Here is a 22,018-nt window from a genome sequence, read left to right as displayed (position 1 = left end):
GGGGTGGCGGCGCCCCCAGCGGCCCGCCGCGGCCCTCCGGGGCGGGGCCCGCGGGGCGCATCCGGAAGCCCCCGGGCCGGTCCCGCGCCGTCACCGGGCACCCCGGGGGGACCGGCGGCGCCGGCGCGCGAGCGCGAGCAGCAGGCAGGCCGCCGTCGCGGCGAGCATCCACCAGAACAGGCGGGCCAGCGGGGCGAGGACGGTGAGGAGGAACAGCGTGCTGCTCGCGGTCCGGCCGGCGAGCACCGCGGCCAGCACGATCCCGAGCGCCGCCGTCACCGCGGGGGCGAGCCCCGCGACGGCCGCCGACCGGGGCCGCACCATCGCGACCGCGAGCAGGCACACCGCCAGGTAGGCGAGGGGGAAGGCCACGCCGAGCAGGCCCGCGCGGTCCTCCAGGAGGCGGGCGAGCAGGCCGGTCGCCACGACCGCCACGACGCCGACGACGGGCCAGGAGAAGCCGGGGCCGACCGCGAACACGTCCGGTCGTGCGCTCAGGAGGACCTCGACGGCCGTGAGGCGTCCGCCGGGTCGGCGGGAGCGGTGGTGTCGGTGCCGGCCGCGGGGGCGGCCGGGGCGCGGTGGTCCGCCGGCTCGAGGCCGCCGTCCGGCGGGCGCTGGGCGGCCGCCATCTCGGCCCGGAAGATGCGCAGTGACTGCCCGAGGCCGCGCGCGGCGTCGGGCAGCTTCTTGGCGCCGAACAGCAGCACCAGGACACCGATGATGATCAGCCAGTGGGTGGGGCTCAGCGCGCCGGACACGGCGACGTCCCTTCGGGTCGGTGGGTCCCGGTTCCCCGGCCGTCCCCGTGGGGCACGCGGGTGCGGCGCAGGGCGGCGAGGTCGGGGACCCGGTCGGGGTCGAGATCGGGCAGGGCGTGGCCGACGACCCGGGCGAGCAGGTGGTCGGCGAGGGCGGGGTTGCGGGCGAGGACGGGGCCGTGGAGGTAGGTCGCGACCACCCCCGGCCGGGCCCGGACCACGTCGTCCGGGAGCGGGGCGGGGGACACCGCTCCCTCGGCGGTGCCGGCGGGGTCGTTGCCGTGGCCGTGCTCGACCTCGCCCAGTGGCGCGACGTCGGCGCCGAGGACCGTCGCGCCGCCGTGGTTGACGAAGCCGGTGAGCACGCCGACGCCGGGCAGTCGGCAGCGGACGAGCGTCTCGCCGACGGCGCGGCCGGGAGCGGCCCAGGTGGTGAGGTCGAGGGCGCCGAGGCCCGGGTGCTCGTGGCCGTCGCGGTCGGTCATGCTGCGGCCCAGGAGCTGCAGGCCCGCGCAGACCCCGAGGGTGACCGCCGTCGTGGTCATCGCGGTCGGCAGCCACGGGTGGCGGGCGAGCCAGCGCGCGGCGAAGTACTGGGCGGTGTCCTCGCCGCCGCCGAGCAGGTAGAGGTCGCAGCCGCGGGGCGGGGCGTCGTCGGCGGTCACGGTGACGACCTCGGCCGGGATGCCGCGCCACTGCAGGCGCCGGGCGAGGACGACCGCGTTGCCGGCGTCGGAGTAGGTCCCGAGGACGTCGGGCAGCAGCAGCCCGATCGACACCGCGGGCGCGCTCACGCGGCACCCGCCCGCTCGGCCCGCGCGAGCTCCGCCCGCAGCGCCGAGAACGCGGTGTAGGTGGCCAGGACGTCCACCTCCCCGGCGGGCAGCCGCGCCAGGGCCGCGAGGGGATCGGCCCCGGTGAGGTGGTCGACGCCGCCGTAGCTCAGCCGCACCCCGAGGTCGGCGGCGCGGTCACCGGCGACGGCGACGGGCCGTCCCTCGAGCGGTGCGACGTCCAGGTCCCAGAGCCACGAGACGTCGCGGCCGTCGGCCTCGCGGTCGTTGACGACGACGAGCACCGGGCGCCCGGGGTCGAGCAGGTCGAGGGCGGCGAGCCAGCCCGCCGGGTTCTTGACGAGCACGAGCCGCACCCGGTGGCGCCCGATCCGGCTGAGGCGGTAGCGCCCGGCCACCTCGCGCACCGTCGCCACGCCCGCGGCCGCCCGCTCGGGGTCGACGCCCAGCGTCACGGCCGTGGCGAGCGCGACCACCGCGTTGGCGACGTTGACCCGGCCGGGCAGGCCGGTCCGCACCGGCACCGTCGCCTCCTCGCCGGCCTCCCCGGCGACCGCGCGGTGGGCCAGGGCGCGCATCGGGGCGCGGTGCTCCCACCACCACGCGGGCCGCGGCCGGGCCAGCCCGCACGGGGCGCACGACCACCCGACCCGCGTCGGGGTCGCGACGGCGAGACCGCCGCCGGCCGCGGACACCTCGGCGCCGCCGTCCTCCCGGGCCAGGAGCTCCCCGCACCGCGGGCAGGACGCGGTGTCGCGGCACCACCCCGCGCCGGCGGCCACCCACACCGGGGAGCGGGCGGTGCCGGCGGCCCAGACGGTGAGCGGGTCGTCGGCGTTGGCCACGGTCGTCGTCGTGGGGTGCGCGTCGAGGACCCGGCGCACGTCCGCCGCGGTGCGCCGGACCTCCGAGACGCGGTCGAGCTGGTCGCGGGTGAGGTTGAGCAGCACGACCGCCGCGGGCCGGGTCGCGCCGGCGACCTCGGCGAGGTGCAGCTCGTCGACCTCCAGCACCGCCCACGGCGCGTGCCGCCGGGCCGCCAGGGCCGTCACCGCCCCGTCGGCCATGTTCGAGCCGCTGGCGTTGTGGGCCACCGCACCCGCGCCGGCCAGGGCCCCCGCGAGCAGGTGGCTGGTGGTGGTCTTGCCGTTCGTGCCCGAGACCAGCACGACCGTCCGGCCCCGGGCGAGCCAGGCCAGCGCCCCCGGGTCCAGCGCCAGCGCGACCCGCCCGACGATCACCGACCCGCCGCCCAGCCCGGTGAGCCGGGACAACCCACCGGCGACGCGGCCGGCGGCCACCGCCGCGCGGGACCACCCGCCCCGCCCGCCGTCCGAGGCCGTCCTCGGCTGGCGCACCCAGCGCGGGAGCGGGATCCCGCGTCGTCCCCGACCTCGCGGCCCCGACCGGGTCGGGGCGGCCCACGTGTCCTGCACCCCCTCCATGAACCACGCCGCGTGCTAACGGATGGCTAAGCGGGGTCCGGCGAGGATGCGGGCAGCAGCAGCGTGAACGTCGTGGGCTCCGGGGTGCGCAGCCGCAGCCGCCCGCCCTCGGCCTCGGCGAGGCGCCGGGCCAGGGCGAGACCGATGCCGTGACCGCCCCCGGGAGCGTCGGCGGTCTCCCCGCGCCGCCCGAACAGGGCGGCCTCCGGCAGGGTGAGCGCGCCCTCATCGGCCACGTCGACGGCGACGGCGGTGCCCGCCCGGCGCACCGTGACCTCGACCGTCCCGGTCCCGTGGGTCGCGGCGTTCTCGAGCAGCACCGCGAGGATCTGGCGCAGGGCCGCCGGGGACACGCCCGCGCGCAGCCCGGTCTCCTCGCACACGACCTCGGCGTGGCCGTCGACCACGTCGCGGACGACGGCCGCGACGTCCACCGGGGCCGCGGCCGGGCGGTGCCCGCGGGCCAGCCGGAGCAGGTCCTCCACGGTGCGGTCCAGCCGGTCGGTGGTCGCGAGCGCGCCGGCGAGACCGTCCCCGTCCCGTCGGGACGCGAGGTCCTCGAGCTGCAGGCGCAGCGCCGCGAGGGGCGTCCGCAGCTGGTGGGAGGCCTCGGCGGAGAACGCGCGCTCCCGCGCCACCAGCTCGGAGAGCCGGGCCGCGGTCGCCGCCTGCGCCTGCCCGAGGGCGTCGATCTCGGGGATGCCGGTGGTGCGCGCCCGCACCGTGAAGTCGCCGTCGCCGAGGCGCTCGGCCGCCGCGACGAGCTCCTCGAGCGGCGCGGCCATGCGGCGGGCCGACCGGCGGGCGACCGCCCACGTCGCCAGCACCGCGGCCGCCGCGAGCGCGACCATGACCGCCACCGTCAGCGCGGACTCCTCGCGGGCGCGGGTGTCCGGGCGGGACGCACGGAGCACACCGGTCTGGCGGTCGTCGGCGACGACCGGCACGGCGACGAGGAAGTCGCCGCCGGCCGTGCCCTGCTCGACCCCGCCGGTCAGCGCCCGCGCCAGCCCGCCGTCCAGGCGCGACGGCCCGTCCCCCGCGACGCGGTCGCCGCGCAGGTCGTAGACGCCCAGCGTGGTCTCCGGGCCGATCGGGCCGATCACCGTGGCCGGGCTCCCGGGACCGACGACCGTCGCGGCCGCCGCGGCCTGGGCGTCACCCTCGAGGTCGGCGCGCTCGGACGTCACGTAGTACCGGCCGGCGCCCACGGCGAACGGGACGGCGAAGACCGCGATCGCCAGCACGGCGGCGACCACGACGAGACGGACGATCCGAGAGCGCACGGCGACCAGCGGGGTGAGGAGGGAGGGTCCTACCGTGGCACGGATGGCGACGCTGCTGCTCGTCGAGGACGACCGCACGATCGGATCGCTCGTCGGCCACCGCCTGCGCGACGAGGGCCACGACGTCACCTGGGTCCTCACCGGCGCGGAGGCCCTCGATGCCGCGTTGCGGACGAGCCCGGAGCTCGTGCTGCTGGACCTCGGCCTGCCCGATCTCGACGGCATCGAGGTCTGCCGCCGGCTGCGCGTCTTCCTGCCCGAGGCCGTCCTCGTCGTGGTGACCGCCAGGGACGAGGAGATGGACGTCGTCGAGGGCCTCGAGGCGGGCGCGGACGACTACCTGACCAAGCCCCTGCGGTTCACCGAGCTCGTCGCGCGCGTCCGGGCCCACCTGCGCCGTGTCGAAGGGCGCGACGGCTCGGGTGCCCGGCTGGTGGTCGGCGGCCTCACGATGGACCTCGCCGCCCGGCGCGCCGAGCTCGACGGGCACGACCTCGTCCTGCGGGCCAAGGAGTTCGACCTGCTCGCCCGCCTCGCGCAGGAGCCCGGCGTCGTCGTGCGCCGGGAGGCGCTGATGTCCGACGTGTGGGACGAGCACTGGTCGGGGTCCACCAAGACCCTCGACGTCCACATCGTCGCCCTGCGCCGCAAGCTGGTGGCCCTCTCGGAGCGCGCGCCGGTGATCGAGACGGTGCGGGGTCACGGGTACCGCCTCGAGCCCGCTTGACCGCGGGCACACGCCGGCCGCCCTCTCATCCCCGGCGTGGGGAGACGCCCGTTCGCCGTCGTGGCGGTGCTGGCTGTGCTGGCGCTCGCCGGCTGCGCGTCCGGTCCGGCGGGCCCCCCGGCGCCGGTGGCCGCGGCGTCCTGCCCGTGGACCGCGCCCCCGGTCGACGATCCGGCCCACCCCGCCGACGTGTGCGGGGTGGCGTCGGTCGACCTCGCCGCCCCGCTCGCCCGGCACGCCGACCTGCTCCCGGTGACCGTCGAGCTCTCCACCGACCGCGCCCTGACCTGCGTCGCGGGCACGCCGGGCTGCGCGGTGGAGGACGACCGCCGCTTCGTGGCCGCCCCCGCCCCGGACCCCCGGGCCGACCCCTCCCGGACCCGCGCGCTGCTCACGATCGACTGGGCCGACGACCAGGTCCGGCTGCACGTGCCGCCGCACTGCCACCTGCGCGGTGGGCCGGCGGCGACCGTCCAGGACTGCGCGGCGGTGCCGCGTGACGGCGTCCGGTTCGCGGTCACGAGCGTCCCCGGCGCGTCGACCCCGTGGCGCTTCCACGTCGCGCTGGCCCTGCCGGGCGACCCCGGCGGCGCTCCGGTGGCCCCGGTCGACCACGGCTGGGACCTGTCGCTGGACCCGGCCGCCGCGACGCTGCGGCTCACCGGGGACGGCACCGGCACCCCGGCGCTCGCCCTGCTCACCGTCGGCGGCGTGCGCTGCGCCGTCCGCGGGGCGGCACCGCCGACCTCGGTCGGGGCACCCCCCGCGCCCGCTCCCCACGACGACTGCACGGCCGACGTCCCGGCCAACCCCTGACGCCCTCCGGTGACCGGCTCACCGCCGGCGGCCCCGCAGCCACCGTCGCCCCGGCGACCGTCCCGCCAGCGCGGCGCGCGCCGCGGGCTCGCGCCGCGCCGCGGCGGCCAGGATCCCCAGGCAGGCGAGCGTGACCACGACCGAGCTGCCGCCCGAGGACAGCAGCGGCAGCGTGATGCCGGTGACCGGCAGCAGGCCCAGGACGTACCCCACGTTGATCATGGCCTGGGACACGAGGAACGCGGTCAGGGTGGCCACCACGATCCGGGTCCACGGGTCGTCCGAGCGGCTCGCGATGCGCAGCCCGGCGTAGCCGAGCACCCCGTAGAGCGCGAGCACGGCCACGGAGCCGACCATGCCCAGCTGCTCGCCGAGCACCGCGAACACGAAGTCGTTGGACGCGTTGGGCAGGTAGTTCCACTGCGCGGTGCCCTGCCCCAGACCGGTGCCCAGGAGCCCGCCGTCGCCGAGGGAGTAGAGCGCCTCGCGGGCCTGGTAGCCGGGCCCGAGCGGGTCGACGGTGTCCGGCGACAGGAACGACGTCAGCCGCTGCATCCGGTAGCTCGCGCCCACCGCGAGCACCGCCACCGAGGCCACCGCTCCCGCCCCGAGCCCGGCGATCAGGCGCATCGGCACCGGGGCGAACCACAGCAGCGAGAAGAGGATCACGACGATGCCGATCGCCGAGCCCAGGTCGGGCTGCAGCACCACGAGCCCCGCGACCAGCAGCGCCACCGGGACCAGGGGCAGCAGGGCTCGCCAGTGCTCGGCGGCGCGGCGGCGGGCGACGAGCACGTGGGCGCCCCAGAGCACCAGCGCGAGCTTGGCCGGCTCCGAGGGCTGCAGCGAGACGCCGGCCAGGACGAACCACTTGCGGGCGCCCGCCACCGACGAGCCCAGGCCCGGGACCAGCACCGCGGCGAGACCCACCAGGCACGCCAGCAGCAGCCACGGGCTCCACGCCCGCCACCGCTCCGGCGCCACCCGCATCGCGCCGGCGAAGGCGATCGCCCCCAGGGCGCAGTAGACGACCTGGTGCTCGAAGACGCCGTACGGGTTCCCCGTCGCCGTCAGGGAGTCGATCGACGACGCCGAGAGCACGATGACCAGCCCGAGCCCGGTCAGCACCGCGGACAGCCCGACGACGAGGTGGAACGACGTCAGCGGCCGGGCGAGCACGCCGCGCACCGCCCGGCGGAGGGCGAGCAGCCGGCGGCCCACCGCGCCGACGCTCTCGGAGGTGACACTCACCCGATCAGGCTGGCACCGGCCCGGTCCCGTCCCCGGCCGTCGCGGGCTGCGCGTCCCGGCCGCTTGCGGGCTCCCGAGGGCGCTACCGGACCTTCCGGGCACGGCCCGCAGGCCCGTGACCAGCGCGGACGGTTAAGGGAGGGCAAATCCACGCTCACGGCCCCGACACCGCGCCCCGCCGAGCCTGGCCCGGTGACGGACCGCGTCGGGACATCCGCGGCCGCGGCGCGCGGCCAGGAGCTCGTCCTGCTCGTGGCGGCCGCCGCGATCACCACGGCGGCCCTGGCCGAGGTGGAGCTCGACCAGCAGCACGCCCTCACCGCCGTGCTCGGCTACCTCGGCCTGGCCTACCTCGTGGCGCTCGGGTGCGCCCACCTGGCGGTCCGCCGCTGGGCGTCCCACGCCGACCCCCTGCTGCTGCCGTGCGCGGCGCTGCTGACCGGGCTCGGGCTGGTGATGATCCACCGGCTCGACCTGGCGGCGGCCGCGGCCGCCGCCGCGCATGGCGACCCCGCCCCGGCGCCGGACGCGGTCCGCCAGCTGGCGTGGGTCGCGGGCTCCGTGGTGCTGCTGGTGGTCGTGGTGTGGCGCCTGCGGGAGCACCGGGTGCTGGCCCGCTACGGCTACCTGACGGGGCTGGCCGGGCTCGTGCTACTCGTGCTGCCGGGCCTGCTGCCGGCGAGCATCTCGGAGGTCAACGGGGCGAAGCTGTGGATCCGCGTGGGCCCGGTGTCGTTGCAACCCGGGGAGTTCGCCAAGCTCGCGGTGATCGTCTTCGCGGCCGCCCTGCTGGTCGAGAAGCGTGAGCTGTTCACCACGGTGGGACGGCGCGTCGCCCACATGGAGCTGCCGCGGCCCCGGGACCTCGCGCCGTTGCTGATCGCCTGGCTGACCGCGGTCGGCGTGCTCGCCCTCGAGAAGGAGCTCGGCGCCTCGCTGCTGTTCTTCGGGGTCGTCCTGGCGATGATCTACGTCGCGACCGGGCGGGTCTCGTGGGTCCTGCTCGGGCTCGGGTTCTTCGCCGTCAGCAGCGTCGTGGCCTACCACCTGTTCGCCCACGTCCAGGTGCGGGTCCACGTGTGGAGCGACCCGTTCGCGGACTTCGCGGACACCGGCTACCAGCTCTCGCAGGGCCTGTTCGGGCTGGCGACGGGCGGGCTGGGCGGGAGCGGCCTGGGCGCCGGCAGGCCGGACCTCGTGCCGCTTGCCGACACCGACTTCATCGTCGCCGGTCTCGGCGAGGAGCTCGGGCTGCTGGGCCTGGGCGCGGTGCTCGTGGTGTACCTGCTGCTGATCAGCCGCGGCCTGCGCGCCGCGCTGGCCGCCCGCGACCCGTTCACCACCCTGCTCGCCGCCGGGCTGTCCTGCTCGCTTGCCCTGCAGGTGTTCATCGTCGTCGGTGGGGTCACCGACCTCATCCCCGAGACCGGGCTGACCGCTCCCTTCCTGTCCTACGGCGGGTCGTCGCTGCTGGCCAACTACATCCTGGTCGCGCTCCTGCTGCGCATCTCCCACGCGACGCGGCGCCCGCCCGAGCCGCGGCCGGCCCGCCCGGCCGTCCCCCTCGCCCGCGCGGCCACGCAGGTGGGGCTCCACCCGGTCTAGCAGCCGCACGACTCGCGGACGACCAGCCGCGGGGCGAGCCGGCGCGTCGTCGGCGGCGCCTCCGGCTCGGCGATCCGCGCGAGCAGCAGCCGCACCGCCGTCGCGGCGATCTCGTCGAACGGCTGGGCCACGACCGTCAGCCGCGGGGAGAACAGGTCGGCCCAGGCGAAGTCGTCGAACGCGGCGAGGGCGACGTCGCAGGGCACCACCAGCCCGGCGTCGCGCAGCGCCTGCATGACGCCGATGGTCATGCTGTTGTTGCCGACGACGATCGCGGTCGGCGGGTCGTCGAGCGCGAGCAGGCGGTGCGCGGCCCGGCGGGCGGGCAGGGTGGCCGACTCGCCGCCCACCTCGAGGGCCGGGTCGACGGGCAGCCCGCGGGCACGCAGGGCGTCGCGGTGCCCGTCGCGGCGCTCGCCGGTGGTGGCGAGCCCGTCGAGCCCGGCGACCAGCCCGATCCGCGTGTGCCCGTGGTCGGCCAGGTGCCCGGTCAGCGCCGCCGTGGCCTCCCGGTTCTCCGAGCCCACCTGGTCGTGGCCGGCGTCGATGAGCCGGTCGAGGAGCACCGTGGGCACGCCGTGCTGCGCGAGGTAGGCGAGGGCGGCCTGAGGGCGGGCGGAGGGGGCGAGCACGACGCCGTCGACGCGGTGGTGGTGCAGCCGGGTGACGACGGTCAGCTCGTAGTCCGGGTCCTCGTGCGGGTCGACCAGCAGCAGCGTGTAGCCCGCCGCGGCGGCCGCCGACTCCGCGGCGGAGAGCAGCTCGCCGAAGTACGGGTTGGAGATCGCGGAGAGGACCAGGCCCATCGTCGTGGTGCGCGCGGTCGCGAGGGAGCGGGCGACGGTGTTCGGGGTGTAGTGCGTCGCCGCGATCGCGGAGAGCACCAGCTCACGGGTGCGGGCCCGCACCGGGCGCGTGCCGTTGAGGACGTGCGAGACCGTCGCGGTGGAGACACCGGCGACGCGCGCGACATCGGCCATCGTGACCATGTGCGGCCTCCGTCCTCCGGCGGCTCCGCATCGGCGATCGGCCGCCCCTCCGGGCAAGTTGTACCCGGTGCGCGGTCCGTGCGCTCGCAGGTTCATCTGACGCGGTTAAGCGCTTGCTTCTCACGGAGCGGAGCTTTACGGTCACGCCACCGTCAGTGGCGCAGGTCACGGTCGCGGCGGCGCGGGATCCGGGCACGGAGCGGCGACACGGGGCGGGGAGGCGCGATGCGCGGCGCGGCGCGGCGGCGGTGGCAGCGACGGGGCCGGGCCCCGGCGGTCCTCGGGGCGGTCCTCGCGAGCCTGGCCCTGCTGGCCGGCTGCTCGGGTGCCGGCGCGCTCGGCTCGGCCGAGGGCGTCGAGACCGTCACCGTGGCGATCGTGTCCAACCCGCAGATGGAGGACGCGATCTCGCTCGCGCCCGAGTTCGAGAGGGAGAACCCGGGCATCCGGCTGCGGTTCGTCTCGCTCTCGGAGAACGAGGCCCGCGCCAAGATCACGGCGTCGGTGGCCACCGGCGGCGGCGAGTTCGACGTCGTCATGGTCTCGAACTACGAGACCCCGCAGTGGGCGCAGAACGGGTGGCTCACCAACCTCGAGCCCTACATGGCCGGGACGCCGGGCTACGACCGCGCCGACTTCATCCCGACGGTGCGCGACTCGTTGTCGTTCCAGGGCGCCATGTACTCGGTGCCGTTCTACGGCGAGTCGTCGTTCCTCATGTACCGCAAGGACCTCTTCGAGCAGGCCGGCATCCAGATGCCCGCCCAGCCGACGTGGCCGCAGATCGCCGAGTTCGCGGCGCGCCTCGACCAGGGCGAGGGCCGCCAGCGCGGCATCTGCCTGCGCGGCAAGCCGGGCTGGGGCGAGGTGATGGCCCCGCTCGACACCGTCATCAACACCTTCGGCGGCCGCTGGTACGACCCGCAGTGGCGGGCCCAGCTCACCTCGCCCGAGGTGCGCAACGCCGTCCAGTTCTACGTCGACCTCGTCCGCCAGCACGGCCAGCCCGGCGCCTCGCAGTCCGGCTTCTCCGAGTGCGCGACGCAGTTCGGCCAGGGCCAGGTGGCCATGTGGTACGACGCGACGTCGGCCGCGGGCACCGTCGAGGACCCGACGGAGTCGACGGTCGCCGGCCGCATCGGCTACGCGCCGGCGCCCGTCGTCGCCACCCCGTCGTCCGGCTGGCTGTACACCTGGTCGCTCGGCATCCCCCAGACCTCCCCGCGCAAGGACGCCGCGTGGCGGTTCATGTCCTGGATGACGAGCAAGCAGTACATCCAGCGCGCCGGCAACGACCCCGGCATCGGGTGGACGTCGGTGCCGCCGGGGTCGCGCCAGTCGACCTACCAGATCCCGCAGTACCAGCAGGTGGCGAACGCGTACGCGCCGCTGATCCTTCAGGGGCTGCAGCGGGCCAACCAGGAGCAGCCGACGGTGCAGCCGGTGCCGTACCAGGGCGTGCAGTTCGTCCGCATCCCCGAGTTCCAGGACCTGGGCACCCGCGTCAGCCAGCAGATCAGCGCGGCCATCGCCGGGCAGATCACGGTCGACGAGGCCCTGGAGCAGTCGCAGAACTACGCGGAGACGGTGGGGGAGAGCTACCAGCGATGACCACCAGCGACACGAAGCAGTCAGCTCAGCACGCCGATAGGGGAGCTGGCGCATGACGACGACGACGGAACGTCCCACCGCCGCACCGGAGAACACCGGCGGCGCAGCGATGATCGACCGGGCGGAGGGGTGGCGGCGCCGCGGCCCGCTGCTCCCGGCGCTGGTCTTCACGATCATCGTCACGCAGATCCCGTTCATCCTGACGCTCTACTACTCGCTGCAGTCCTGGAACCTGGTCCGGCCCGGGTCGCAGGAGTTCGTCTGGTTCTCGAACTACGGCGACGTCTTCACCGACAGCCAGTTCCGGACGGTCGCGCTCAACACCGTGATCATGACGCTCGGCTCGGTACTGATCGCCGTGGTGCTCGGCCTGCTGCTGGCGCTGCTGCTCAACCGGCAGTTCGTCGGGCGCGGCGTGGTGCGCACGCTGCTCATCACGCCGTTCCTCATCACGCCGGTCGCGGCGGCGCTGTTGTGGAAGACGGTGCTGCTCGACCCGACGCTGGGTCTGATCAACTTCGTGCTGACGCCGTTCGGCGGGTCGGGCACGGAGTGGATCAGCCAGTACCCGCTGGCCTCGGTGATGGCCGCGCTGATCTGGCAGTGGACGCCGTTCATGATGCTGCTGCTGCTCGCGGGCCTGCAGAGCATGCCGACCGACCAGCTGGAGGCGGCCCGGGTCGACGGGGCGAGCGCCTGGTCGACGTTCCGGGAGCTGACGCTGCCGCACCTGCGCCGGTTCATCGAGCTGGGCGTCGTGCTCGGCACGATCTACCTGGTCAACATCTTCGACCAGGTCTACATGATGACCCAGGGCGGACCGGGCGTGGCCAGCGCGAACCTGCCGTTCTACATCTACCAGCGGGCGTTCCTGGGCTTCGACATCGGGCAGTCGGCGGCGATGGGCGTGGTCGTCGTGATCCTGACGCTGATCGCGGCGAACTTCGCCCTGCGCCTGATCTTCAAGTCGTTCAGTGGAGAGCAGGAGGCGGCCTGATGGCGGTCACGACGGACACCGAGGAACGGGCGCCGGAGACCGCCGGGGGCGCGACCGAGCCGCGTCGCCAGAAGCGCAGCGCCGCCAACGTCTGGCTGGGCGTCATCGCCTGGATCGTGGGGATCGCGTTCTTCTTCCCGGTCTTCTGGATGGTGCTGACCTCGTTCAAGCAGGAGACCGACGCCTACACCACGACGCCGAAGATCATCTTCGAGCCGACGCTGGAGCAGTACGAGGGCGTCTTCTCCGCCGGCGTCGGGCCGTACCTGGTCAACTCCGTGATCGCCACGGTGTTCTCCACCCTGTTCGTGCTGCTGCTGGGGATCCCGGCCGCGTTCGCGGTCTCGCTGCGCCCGGTGAAGAAGACGCAGGACGTCCTGTTCTTCTTCATCTCCACCAAGATGCTGCCGGTCGTCGCGGTCATCGTGCCGATCTACGTCGTGGTCAACCAGATCGGCATGCTCGACAACATCTGGACCCTGGTCATCCTCTACACCGGGATGAACCTGCCGATCGCGGTGTGGATGATGCGGTCGTTCTTCCTGGAGGTCCCCGGCGAGCTGCTCGAGCAGGCGAGCATCGACGGCGCCCCGCTGTGGCGCACGCTGCGCGAGATCGTGCTGCCGATCATCTCGCCGGGCATCTTCGCCACGGCGCTGATCTGCGTGATCTTCGCGTGGAACGAGTTCTTCTTCGCGGTCAACCTGACCGCGGCCAACGCCGGCACCATGCCGGTCTTCCTGGTCGGGTTCATCACCTCGGAGGGCCTCTACTGGGCCCAGCTCTCCGCGGCGGCGACCCTGGCCGCGCTGCCGGTGATCATCGCCGGGTGGGTGGCGCAGAACAAACTGGTGCAGGGCCTGTCGTTCGGCGCGGTCAAGTAGGCAAGGGGAGTCGCAGAGATGGCTGAAGTGGTGTTCGACAAGGCCTCGCGCATCTACACCCCCGGTGCGAAGCCGGCCGTCGACAGCCTGGACCTGACCATCGCCGACGGCGACCTCGTCGTGCTCGTCGGCCCGTCGGGCTCGGGGAAGTCGACGGCGCTGCGGATGCTGGCCGGGCTGGAGCCGATCGACGCGGGCTCGGTGCGCATCGACGGGCGCGACGTCGTCGACGTCCCGTCGAAGGACCGCGACATCGCGATGGTGTTCCAAAACTACGCGCTCTACCCGTCGAAGACGGTCGCGGAGAACATGGCCTTCCCGCTGAAGATGCGCGGGATGGAGAAGGAGGAGCGGGGCCGGCGCGTCCGCCAGGCCGCCGACATGCTCGGGCTCACCGAGTACCTCGACCGCAAGCCCAAGGCGCTCTCCGGCGGCCAGCGCCAGCGCGTCGCGATGGGGCGGGCGATCGTCCGCGAGCCCCAGGTGTTCCTCATGGACGAGCCGCTGTCCAACCTCGACGCCAAGATGCGCGTGCAGACCCGCGCGCAGATCGCCGAGATGCAGAACCGCCTCGAGGTGTCGACGGTCTACGTCACCCACGACCAGGTCGAGGCGATGACGATGGGCGACAAGGTCGCGGTGCTCGCCGACGGCCAGCTCCAGCAGTACGCGACGCCGCCGGAGCTCTACGACCGCCCGATCAACTCCTTCGTCGCCGGCTTCATCGGCTCGCCGGCGATGAACCTGCTGGAGCTGCCCCGCTCGGCCAGCGGGGTCACGCTCGGCGGGGTCGAGATCCCGCTGCCCCGCGACGTCTCGGACGCCGCGGGCTCGCGGGACCGGCTGACCGTGGGCATCCGCCCCGAGGACTGGGTGCTCGAGAGCACCGACGCGGACGCCGGCTCGGTGGTCAAGGCCGTCGTGGACGTCGTCGAGGAGCTCGGCAGCGAGTCCTACCTCTACGCCCACCTCGCCGACGACACGTCGACCTCGATCGTCGTGCGTGGCCCGGGCCGGGTGCAGGTGCGCTTCGGCGACCCGATCGCCGTGCGCCCGAACCCGGACGCGCTGCACGTCTTCGACGTCGAGACGGGCCGGCGGCTGCCCTAGACGTACTCGGGCAGGTCGATGGCGGTGGCCGCCGACGCCACCCAGTGCGCATCGAAGCCCTCGACGGCCTCCTGCGCGCCGGTGAGCTCGCGGGTCCGCTCGGCGTTGACCAGTGCCAACTGCTGGTTGGCGTCGACGAACGAGCGCATCCGCGCCTCGTAGGCCGCGAACGCGGCGGCGTGGTCGCCGGCGGCGCGGTCGAGCTCGCCGGCGAGCACGTAGGCGCCGACCATCGCGAGGCTCGTGCCCTGACCGGAGACGGCCGTGGCGCAGTAGGCGGCGTCGCCGACCAGCGCGACCCGTCCGCGGGACCACGACGTCATCCGGATCTGCGTCATGGGCGTCAGGTAGAAGTCGTCGGCGCCGGCCATGCCCGCGAGGATCTCGGGGATGCACCAGCCGCCGCCGGCGAACGCCTCGGTGACCAGGCGGCGCTGCCCGGCGAGGTCGCGGTGGTGGTACGTGACGGGGCGGCCGGGCGGGTCCGCCCAGCCCATCACTGCCCGGACCTCGGCGTTCTGCCGCGCGGTGTACAGCCCGACCATCGCGTCCGGCCGCTGGAGGAACACCTGCCAGCGGTCGAGGCCGAAGGTGTTGGGCAGGGTGAACACGGCGATGTGCTGGCCCAGCGGGTAGAGCCGGCCGGCCCCGTCGCCGTCCTCGTCCGGGCCGAACGCGAGGCGCCGCACCCCGGAGAACTGGCCGTCGGCACCGACGACGAGGTCGACGTCGCGGCGGGCGCCGCTCGCGAGCTCGACGCGGACCCGCTCGCCGGTGTCGTCGAGCGCGACGACCCGGTCGCCGTAGAGGTGCTCGACGTCCTCGGTCGCGCGTCCGAGGACGTCGACGAGGTCGTCGCGCAGGATCTCCACGTCCGGGCCGTCGACCGGGCCGCCGGTGAGCGTCAGGTCGGTGGTGCTCATCAGCTCGGTGCCGTCCTCGTCGACGACGGACATGCCCCGCATGTCGGTGCGCGCGGCGCGCAGCTCGTCGGCGATGCCCATGCGTTCGGCGACCGTGAGCGCCGGCCCGCGGACATCGACCGCCTGGCCGCCGCGTCGCGGGGCCGGCGCGGCCTCCACGACCACGGGGACGAACCCGTGCCGGCGCAGCCAGTACGCGGTCGTCGCCCCCGCCACCCCGCCGCCGGACACCAGGACCTCGGTCATCGTCTCTCCTCGCCCTGTCTCGATACGGTGTACGAGCAGGAACGGTGCCGGTCAGGGCGACGCGGGGAGGGAGCTGTGCCGGGACAGTCAGCACAGGGCGAGCTGCCGTCGGACCGCGTGGTCGCCGCGCTGCGCGCGCGCATCGTCGACGGCGGGCTCGCGCCGGGCGACCGGGTGCCCTCGACGCGCGCCCTGGCCGTCGAGCACGGGGTGGCGCTGTCGACCGCGGCCCGGGCGCTGACGCTGCTGCGCGACGCCGGCTGGGTGCGCACCGTCCCGCGGGTCGGGTCGGTCGTCGCCGACCCCCGGGGCGGCGAGCCGGTGCGGCCCCGGCGGGGCGGCACGCCGACGCGCGAGGACGTCGCGGCCGTCGCGGTCGAGCTCGCCGATGTCGACGGGCTCGTGACGCTGTCGATGCGGCGGGTCGCGGCGGCGTTCGGGGTGCCGACCATGTCGCTGTACCGGATCGTGCGCGGCAAGGACGACCTCGTCGTCGGGATGATCGACACCGTGTTCGCGTCGGCTGCGCTGCCGGCGGGCACCGGCCCCGCGCGGGCGCGGCTCGAGGCGCTCGCGCGGCGCCAGTGGCGCCTGCACCGGCGCCACCCGTGGCTCGCCCGCGCCCTGTCGCTGAGCCGACCCCAGGCCTCGCCCGCGTTGCTGCGGTTCGCCGAGGCGGAGCTCGCGGCGCTGGAGGCCGTCGTCGACGACCCGATCACCCGCTTCGACCTGCACATCGCGATCACGAGCTTCGTGCGCGGCATGGCGGTCGAGCTCGCCGCCGAGCTCGACGCGGAGGCCGACACCGGGATCGACGCCGACACCTGGGCCGGCCAGGACACGACGCTGCACGAGCACCTCCGCCGCCACGGCGGGCCCGCGCTGCGCCGTGTCGGCGACTACCCCTTCGACCTGCAGCGCATCTTCGACACGGGGCTGCGCGCGCTGCTCGACGGCGTCACCATCTCCTCGTGATCCGCAACGTGGTGGTGGGCCGGGTGCGCGCGGGCGTCCCGGCCGAGCAGGTGGAGGCGGCGATCCAGGCCCTGCGCGACCTGACCGTCGAGGGCGTCGCGTTCCGCCTCGTCGGCGGGCAGGACCGCGGCCTGCGCGACGGCAACGCGCACTTCGCGCTGACCGCCGACTTCGTCGACGACGAGGCCTACCGGGTCTACGACGCCGATCCGGAGCACAACCGCATCCGCCGCGAGCTCTTCGCCCCGATCTCGGAGTCGATCGAACGCATCCAGTTCGCCCTGCCCGACTGAGGTGATGTCAGCGGTGCGGCCCCGCTGACGTCCAGTGTCCGTAGCGCCACTCCGTCGCGTCGGGAAATCGGTCGCCCGCGCGACGTGTCGGCCCTAGCGTGCCCGCCGTGCTCCTGGTCCAGCTCCACCTCTGACGAGCCCGTGACGGCGCCGCCGGACCCCGTCCGGCGGTGCTGACCGCTGCCCTCGTCCACCCCGCTCACGGAGCACCCCCATGGCCCACGTCCTCGTGGTCGGCGCCGGCGCGCACGGCCACACCCGCCCCCACCTGCCCGTCGTCGCGGAGCTCGTCGCCCGCGGCCACCGGGTCACCTACGCGATCCCGGCCCCCTTCGCCGCGATGGTCGCGGCGACCGGCGCGACGCCGCTGGTCCACACGTCCGTCCTGCCCGACCAGGACCGCGGCGAGCAGTGGCCGACCGACCCCGTCGCGGGCACCGCGCTCTTCGTCGACGAGGCGCAGCACGCGCTGCCGCAGATCGCCGACGCGCTGGCCGGCGACGTCCCCGACGTCGCGCTGCACGACATCGGCGGCTACCCGGCGATCGTCCTGGCCCGGCGCTGGGGCATCCCGGTCGTCCAGCTCTCGCCCGCGCTCGTGGCCTGGGACGGTTACGAGACCGACCTCGCCGACGACCTCGCCTTCCGCGACACCCCGGGCTACCGGGCCTACCTCGACCGCTTCGCGTCCTGGTTGCGAGGGTTCGGGATCGACGACGACCCCGAGCGGTTCGTCGGACGGCCGCGACGCTCGATCGTCGAGATCCCGCGGGTGCTGCAGCCCTGCGCGGGCCGCGTCGACCCGGACGTCTACACGTTCGTCGGGCCCGACCTGGCCCGGCGGGCGGCCGAGGAGGACTGGCCCGCGCCGGAGCGGCCGCTGGTCCTCGTGTCGTTCGGCTCCGCGTACCACGACCACCCCGCCCTCTTCCGCGCCTGCGCGGACGCGTTCGCGCCGCTGGGGTGGGAGGTCGTGCTGGCCGTGGGCCCGCACGTGGATCCCGCGGCGCTGGGGGAGCTGCCGGCGCACGTCACCGCCCACCGGTGGGTGCCGCAGCTCGGGGTGCTCGGCCGGGCGAGCGCGTTCGTCACCCACGCCGGGATGGGCGGCTGCGCCGAGGGGCTCTGGCACGGCGTCCCGATGATCGCGATCCCGCAGGCGGTCGACCAGTTCGGCAACGCCGCGATGCTCGAGGCCGCGGGGGTGGCCCGGGCGGTCTCTGCCGAGGACGCGACGCCGGAGGTGCTGCGCGAGGCGCTGCTGGCGGTGACGTCGTCGGCGGAGGTCGGTCACCGCCTGGCGGAGGAACGGGCGGTCCTGCGGAACGCGGGCGGTGCGTCCGCGGCCGCCGACCTGGTCGAGGCGGAGCTCCGGCGGTGAGACCCGCTACGGCACCTGGACGACGGCGAGGTGGTTGCCGTCGGGGTCGCGCATCATGAACAGCGTCGGGGCGCCCGGGCCCTCCATCACGTCGTCGACGTCGACGCCGGCCTCGCGCAGGCGCGCGTGCTCGGCCCGCACGTCGGGCGTCTCGACGCCGATGCCCCCGCCGCCCGGCTGCCCGCCCATCGGCGGGTTGAGCGCGAGCCGGGCCGTCGAGCCCGGCGGGGCGACCTCGACCCAGCGGTTCTCGCCGTTCTCCCCGAATCGGGTGTCGCCCCGCAGCTCCCACCCGAGCTTGTCGGTGTAGAAGGCGATGGCGGCGTCCTGGTCGGCCACGCTGAACATGGCGACGCCGAGGTTCGTGACGGTGGTGGCGGTGGACGCGGTCATCGGGACTCCTCCGGAGGACGGACAGAACCCGACGTAGCGTAGTGGGATCAGGTGATCCTTCGCCAGGACTACGTCGGGTGTCCGTCCGGCTCCGTCGCGCTACGCCACGCCCTCCGGGGAGGCGCCGGTGACCTGGACGCCGTCGGCGGTGATCTTCTCGATCTCGGCGAGGTCGTCGCTGCTCAGTCGCACGTCGACCGCGGCGAGCGAGCGCTCGATGTTCTTGTCCGAGCGGGCGCCGACGATCGCGACGTCGATGCCGTCCTGGGCGAGCACCCACGCGATGGCGAGCTGCGAGACCTCGCAGCCCTTGTCGGCAGCGAACTCCTCGAGCCGCTCGACGACCGCGAGGTTCTGCCGGAACTTCTCGCCCCGGAACGCCGACGCCTGCGAGCGCCAGTCGGAGTCCTCGAACGTCGTGTTCTCGTCCATCGTCCCGGTGAGCAGGCCCGAGCCCAGCGGGCTGTAGACGAGCGTGCCGATGTCGTGCTGGCGCACGTAGGGCAGCACGCCGTCCTCGATGTGGCGGCGGAACAGGTGGTACGGCGGCTGGAGGGTCTCCACCGGACGTCGACGGTCGAACGCCGCCATCTGGTCCTGGTCGAAGTTCGACACCCCGACATGGCGGATCTTGCCCTCGTCGACGAGCTCCTGCAGGTAGCCCGCGGTGTCCTCGAACGGCGTCTGCTCGTCGGGCCAGTGGATCTGGTAGAGGTCGATGTGGTCGATCTTCATCGCCGTGAGCGACGACTCGACCCCCGAGCGCAGGTACTCGCGCCGGGAGTCGCGCGGCCGGTCGGTGCCGGGGTTGATGCCGCCCTTGGTGGCGATCACGACGGAGTCGCGGTCGCGGTCGAGCTCGGAACGCAGCGCGTTGGCCAGCACCTCCTCGGACTGCCCGAACCCGTACGCCTGGGCGGTGTCGAAGAAGTTCACACCCAGGTCCAGCGCGTGGCGGATGGCCCTCTGCGCCTGGTCGGCGTCGTACGAACCCCACTCGCCCGAGACCTGCCAGGTGCCGAACGCGATCCGCGACACCTGCAGCTCGGTCTTGCCCAGCCTCGTCATCTCCATGCGGGCCGCGTACCCGCGGTCCGGGGCGGTCGAACTAGCCCGAGATGTAGGCCTCCAGCTGGTCGCGGTGCTCCTCGAGCTGGTCGATCCGGCTCTTGACGACGTCGCCGATGCTGACGATCCCCGTCAGCTTCCCGTCGCCGTCCACCACGGGGACATGCCGGATGCGCCGCTCGGTCATGGTCCGGCTGAGCGCCTGGACGTCCTCGTGCGCGCGGCAGGTGGCGACGACCGTCGTCATGATGTCCGCGACCGGTGCGGCGAGGAGGTCGGCGCCGCGCTCGTGGAGGTGCCGCACCACGTCGCGCTCGGAGACGATGCCGGCCAGCCGGTCGCCCTCGCAGACGACGGCGGCCCCGACGTTGCGCTCGGCCAGCACCGCCAGCAGGTCGGTGATCGGGGCCTCGGGAGGGACCGTCAGCACCGAGGTCCCCTTGCGAGCGAGCACGTCCGCGATGCGCATGGCCGTTCCCTTCGTCGGGTTCACAGCTGCGACGAATATGGCAGGGACCGTCCGGGTTCGACCAGACCCGCAGGGTCACCGTCGGCCCACGAACGGGCCCAGGATCAGCAGCGGGACGGCGAGCGCGGCGAGGAGCACCGGCAGGGAGACGGCCACCGAGCCGGCGCCGACCACGGCCAGGACGCCGAGCGCGACGGCCTCGGCGCCGAGCCCCGACACCGAGGTCACCGTGGCGCGGGCCTCGCCGTCGACGGCATCCTGCACCCGGGTCTCGACCACCACGAGCACCAGCTGGAGCACGCCCCAGCCGAGCGCGATCGCGGCGAAGCCGGGTCCGAGCGGCAGCAGGGCCCCGGCGCCCACCGCGACCGCCGCGCCCGCGAGGAGACCGCCGACCACCGCGCCGCGGGCCCGGGCGACCCGGCCGGCGAGCGCCACGCACGCCGTCTCCGCGACGCCCACCCCGGCCAGCACGAGAGCGGTCGTCGCGGGCGCGGCTCCCCGGTCGGCGGCGAGCAGGGGGAGGTACTCGTCGAACGCCATGAGCCCGGTGAGCAGGGCGGTGACCAGGACCGCACGCCGCAGCAGGGCGGTGCGGGACACCTCGGCGAGGCCGTCCTGCAGGGTGGTCCACCAGTCCGTGAGGGTGTCGCGGACCGACGACCGCGGGGGTCGGGGGCGCGGCTCCTCCGGCAGCGTCAGCGCCAGCGCGGCGCCGGCGAGGCAGGCGCCGGTGCCGACGAGCCCGGGCAGCACGTAGCCCCCGGCCTCGACGAGCGGGGCGGCGAGCAGCGTCGCGACGAGCGTGGAGGCGAGGTAGCCGGACCGGGCGCGACCCATGAGCGTCGCGTACCGGTCGGTGGCGTCCCGGGCGGCCAGGGCGTCGTAGACGAGGGCCTCGAGCGTGCCCGAGCCGAGGGCGATGCCGATGCCCCACACCACGAACCCGACCGCGAAGGCCGGCGCCGACGGGGCCAGCACCCAGAGCGCGAAGGCGGCGCCCGACAGGACGCCCGACAGCGCGAGCATCCGGCGCCGCGACGTCACGTCCGCCCAGGCGCCGGAGGGCACCTCGAGGACGAGCGTCGTCACCGACCAGAGGGCGAACAGCGCCGAGATCGCGGCGTCGGAGAGGCCGTGGTCGGCGAAGAGCAGGGCGTAGAGCGGGTAGAGCGGCACGCATTGGCCGAGCGCCTCGACGGCGACGACCCGGGTACCGAACCCGCGCGGGACCCGAGGATCAGGCGATCAATGTCGACGGAACGCGTTCTGCACGTGCTCAGCCTAGGTGAGCAGTTGCGGCCCTTATAGGGTCGTTTTCTACTCACGTGGGAGGGCCATGAGCGAGCACTCGACCCCGACCGGCGGCAGCACCTACATCGAGCGGGCGTACGGGCTGCACGGCCCCGACGACGCGCGGGCGCTCTACGACGAGTGGGCGAAGGACTACGACCACGACCTCGCCGACGCCAGCCAGGGCTACGTCGCCCCCGGTCTCGCCGCCGACACCGTGGTGCGGGAGGCGGGGCCCGACGTCACCGTGCTGGACGCGGGCTGCGGGACTGGCCTGGTCGGCGCGGAGCTCGCGCGCCGCGGCGTGCGGGTGATCGACGGCGTCGACGTCTCGCCCGGCATGCTCGAGCAGGCCCGGGCCACCGGCGCCTACCGCTCCCTGGAGCCGGTCGACCTCACCCGGGCGCTGCCGATGGACGGCGACGCCTACGACGTCGTCGTCTGCGTCGGCACGCTGACCCACGGACACGTCGGGCCGGCGGCGCTCGCGGAGTTCGTGCGCGTCACCCGTCCCGAGGGCTGGGTCGTCGCCACGGTGCTGGACGACGTCTGGGAGTCCGGCGGGTTCCGCGCCGAGGTCGACCGTCTCGTCGACGCGGGTGCGGCCCAGCTCGTCTCGGCCGACCTCACGCCCTACCGCGCCGGCGTCGGGGTGGAGGCGCGGATGCTGGTGCTCACGGCCCGCTGACAGATAGAACGGG

23 protein-coding genes are annotated in these 22,018 nt (G+C 74.8%); 11 read left to right on the top strand and 12 right to left on the bottom strand.

Annotated features, from left to right (window positions below; translation table 11 throughout):
• Positions 1-90: 90 nt before the first annotated feature.
• The 5 genes from ABD994_RS24705 to ABD994_RS24685 all read right to left on the bottom strand — a co-directional run bounded on the left by ABD994_RS24705 (position 91) and on the right by ABD994_RS24685 (position 4,286).
• The gene (locus tag ABD994_RS24705; RefSeq protein ID WP_345421776.1) at positions 91-480 is read right to left on the bottom strand and encodes a DUF6542 domain-containing protein; all 390 of its coding nucleotides are present in this window, start codon (positions 478-480) and stop codon (positions 91-93) included.
• Positions 481-494: 14 nt separating this feature from the next.
• Positions 495-761, bottom strand: a complete 267-nt coding sequence (gene tatA / locus ABD994_RS24700; protein ID WP_345421774.1) for a Sec-independent protein translocase subunit TatA — start codon at positions 759-761, stop codon at positions 495-497.
• Positions 746-1,555, bottom strand: a complete 810-nt coding sequence (locus tag ABD994_RS24695; RefSeq protein WP_345421771.1) for a type 1 glutamine amidotransferase — start codon at positions 1,553-1,555, stop codon at positions 746-748. Before ABD994_RS24695 ends, tatA begins: the two co-directional genes overlap by 16 nt.
• The gene (locus ABD994_RS24690) at positions 1,552-2,913 is read right to left on the bottom strand and encodes a MurT ligase domain-containing protein (RefSeq protein WP_345421768.1); all 1,362 of its coding nucleotides are present in this window, start codon (positions 2,911-2,913) and stop codon (positions 1,552-1,554) included. Before ABD994_RS24690 ends, ABD994_RS24695 begins: the two co-directional genes overlap by 4 nt.
• A 113-nt stretch (positions 2,914-3,026) precedes the next feature.
• A complete protein-coding gene (locus tag ABD994_RS24685; protein ID WP_345421765.1) occupies positions 3,027-4,286 on the bottom strand; it encodes a HAMP domain-containing sensor histidine kinase in 1,260 nt (419 codons plus the stop codon).
• A 43-nt stretch (positions 4,287-4,329) separates the two neighbouring features.
• On the opposite strand from ABD994_RS24685, the gene ABD994_RS24680 reads away from it, so the two are divergent.
• Positions 4,330-5,013 (top strand): response regulator transcription factor, encoded by a 684-nt coding sequence (locus tag ABD994_RS24680; protein WP_345421762.1) that lies wholly within the window; start codon positions 4,330-4,332, stop codon positions 5,011-5,013.
• Positions 5,014-5,049: 36 nt separating this feature from the next.
• Positions 5,050-5,829 carry a hypothetical protein gene (locus tag ABD994_RS24675; RefSeq protein WP_345421759.1) on the top strand — a complete coding sequence of 260 codons (780 nt, stop codon included), beginning with the start codon at positions 5,050-5,052 and terminating at the stop codon, positions 5,827-5,829.
• A gap of 18 nt (positions 5,830-5,847) precedes the next feature.
• On the opposite strand, the gene ftsW is transcribed toward ABD994_RS24675, so the two are convergent.
• The gene (gene ftsW / locus ABD994_RS24670) at positions 5,848-7,080 is read right to left on the bottom strand and encodes a putative lipid II flippase FtsW (RefSeq protein ID WP_345421756.1); all 1,233 of its coding nucleotides are present in this window, start codon (positions 7,078-7,080) and stop codon (positions 5,848-5,850) included.
• A 192-nt stretch (positions 7,081-7,272) separates the two neighbouring features.
• On the opposite strand from ftsW, the gene ABD994_RS24665 reads away from it, so the two are divergent.
• Positions 7,273-8,685, top strand: coding sequence for an FtsW/RodA/SpoVE family cell cycle protein (locus ABD994_RS24665; protein ID WP_345421753.1), 1,413 nt, complete (start codon positions 7,273-7,275; stop codon positions 8,683-8,685).
• Here ABD994_RS24665 and ABD994_RS24660 read toward each other — a convergent pair.
• Complete coding sequence (locus tag ABD994_RS24660; protein ID WP_345421750.1) at positions 8,682-9,674, bottom strand: LacI family DNA-binding transcriptional regulator; 993 nt, start codon at positions 9,672-9,674, stop codon at positions 8,682-8,684. The genes ABD994_RS24665 and ABD994_RS24660 overlap by 4 nt on opposite strands.
• A 225-nt stretch (positions 9,675-9,899) precedes the next feature.
• Here ABD994_RS24660 and ABD994_RS24655 point away from each other — a divergent pair, with 225 nt between their 5' ends.
• Genes ABD994_RS24655 through ABD994_RS24640 form a run of 4 tightly spaced genes read left to right on the top strand, consistent with a single transcriptional unit; the run spans position 9,900 to position 14,276 of the window.
• Complete coding sequence (locus ABD994_RS24655; protein WP_345421747.1) at positions 9,900-11,285, top strand: ABC transporter substrate-binding protein; 1,386 nt, start codon at positions 9,900-9,902, stop codon at positions 11,283-11,285.
• Positions 11,286-11,337: 52 nt separating this feature from the next.
• Positions 11,338-12,282, top strand: coding sequence for a carbohydrate ABC transporter permease (locus ABD994_RS24650; protein ID WP_425550120.1), 945 nt, complete (start codon positions 11,338-11,340; stop codon positions 12,280-12,282).
• Positions 12,282-13,166, top strand: coding sequence for a carbohydrate ABC transporter permease (locus ABD994_RS24645; RefSeq protein WP_345421744.1), 885 nt, complete (start codon positions 12,282-12,284; stop codon positions 13,164-13,166). Before ABD994_RS24650 ends, ABD994_RS24645 begins: the two co-directional genes overlap by 1 nt.
• 18 nt (positions 13,167-13,184) lie before the next feature.
• Entirely contained in the window at positions 13,185-14,276 is a 1,092-nt protein-coding gene (locus tag ABD994_RS24640) for an ABC transporter ATP-binding protein (RefSeq protein WP_345421741.1), read from the top strand.
• On the opposite strand, the gene ABD994_RS24635 is transcribed toward ABD994_RS24640, so the two are convergent.
• Positions 14,273-15,445, bottom strand: coding sequence for an FAD-dependent monooxygenase (locus ABD994_RS24635; RefSeq protein WP_345421740.1), 1,173 nt, complete (start codon positions 15,443-15,445; stop codon positions 14,273-14,275). The two genes, ABD994_RS24640 and ABD994_RS24635, sit on opposite strands and share 4 nt — an antisense overlap.
• Positions 15,446-15,520: 75 nt before the next feature.
• Here ABD994_RS24635 and ABD994_RS24630 point away from each other — a divergent pair, with 75 nt between their 5' ends.
• From ABD994_RS24630 to ABD994_RS24620, 3 genes are all read left to right on the top strand, one after another.
• Complete coding sequence (locus tag ABD994_RS24630; protein WP_345421738.1) at positions 15,521-16,420, top strand: GntR family transcriptional regulator; 900 nt, start codon at positions 15,521-15,523, stop codon at positions 16,418-16,420.
• Complete coding sequence (locus ABD994_RS24625) at positions 16,417-16,713, top strand: Dabb family protein (protein WP_345421735.1); 297 nt, start codon at positions 16,417-16,419, stop codon at positions 16,711-16,713. Before ABD994_RS24630 ends, ABD994_RS24625 begins: the two co-directional genes overlap by 4 nt.
• Before the next feature lie 214 nt (positions 16,714-16,927).
• The gene (locus tag ABD994_RS24620; RefSeq protein WP_345421732.1) at positions 16,928-18,094 is read left to right on the top strand and encodes a macrolide family glycosyltransferase; all 1,167 of its coding nucleotides are present in this window, start codon (positions 16,928-16,930) and stop codon (positions 18,092-18,094) included.
• Between the two features lie 6 nt (positions 18,095-18,100).
• Here the strand turns inward: ABD994_RS24620 and ABD994_RS24615 are convergent, their stop codons facing one another.
• From ABD994_RS24615 to ABD994_RS24600, 4 genes are all read right to left on the bottom strand, one after another.
• The gene (locus ABD994_RS24615) at positions 18,101-18,487 is read right to left on the bottom strand and encodes a VOC family protein (protein ID WP_345421729.1); all 387 of its coding nucleotides are present in this window, start codon (positions 18,485-18,487) and stop codon (positions 18,101-18,103) included.
• A 99-nt stretch (positions 18,488-18,586) separates the two neighbouring features.
• A complete protein-coding gene (locus ABD994_RS24610; protein WP_345421726.1) occupies positions 18,587-19,561 on the bottom strand; it encodes an aldo/keto reductase in 975 nt (324 codons plus the stop codon).
• Between the two features lie 34 nt (positions 19,562-19,595).
• A complete protein-coding gene (locus ABD994_RS24605; RefSeq protein ID WP_345421724.1) occupies positions 19,596-20,024 on the bottom strand; it encodes a CBS domain-containing protein in 429 nt (142 codons plus the stop codon).
• Between the two features lie 75 nt (positions 20,025-20,099).
• Entirely contained in the window at positions 20,100-21,203 is a 1,104-nt protein-coding gene (locus ABD994_RS24600) for an MFS transporter (protein ID WP_345421722.1), read from the bottom strand.
• Positions 21,204-21,363: 160 nt separating this feature from the next.
• Here ABD994_RS24600 and ABD994_RS24595 point away from each other — a divergent pair, with 160 nt between their 5' ends.
• Positions 21,364-22,005: a class I SAM-dependent DNA methyltransferase gene (locus tag ABD994_RS24595; RefSeq protein WP_345421720.1), complete on the top strand. Its 642-nt coding sequence runs from the start codon at positions 21,364-21,366 to the stop codon at positions 22,003-22,005.
• The last annotated feature ends 13 nt before the right edge of the window (positions 22,006-22,018 follow it).

This window comes from Actinomycetospora chlora (assembly GCF_039542135.1).
GTDB lineage: Bacteria > Actinomycetota > Actinomycetes > Mycobacteriales > Pseudonocardiaceae > Actinomycetospora > Actinomycetospora chlora.
Note: the sequence above shows the minus strand (reverse complement) of the source record. Positions and strands in the feature narration are given on the sequence as shown.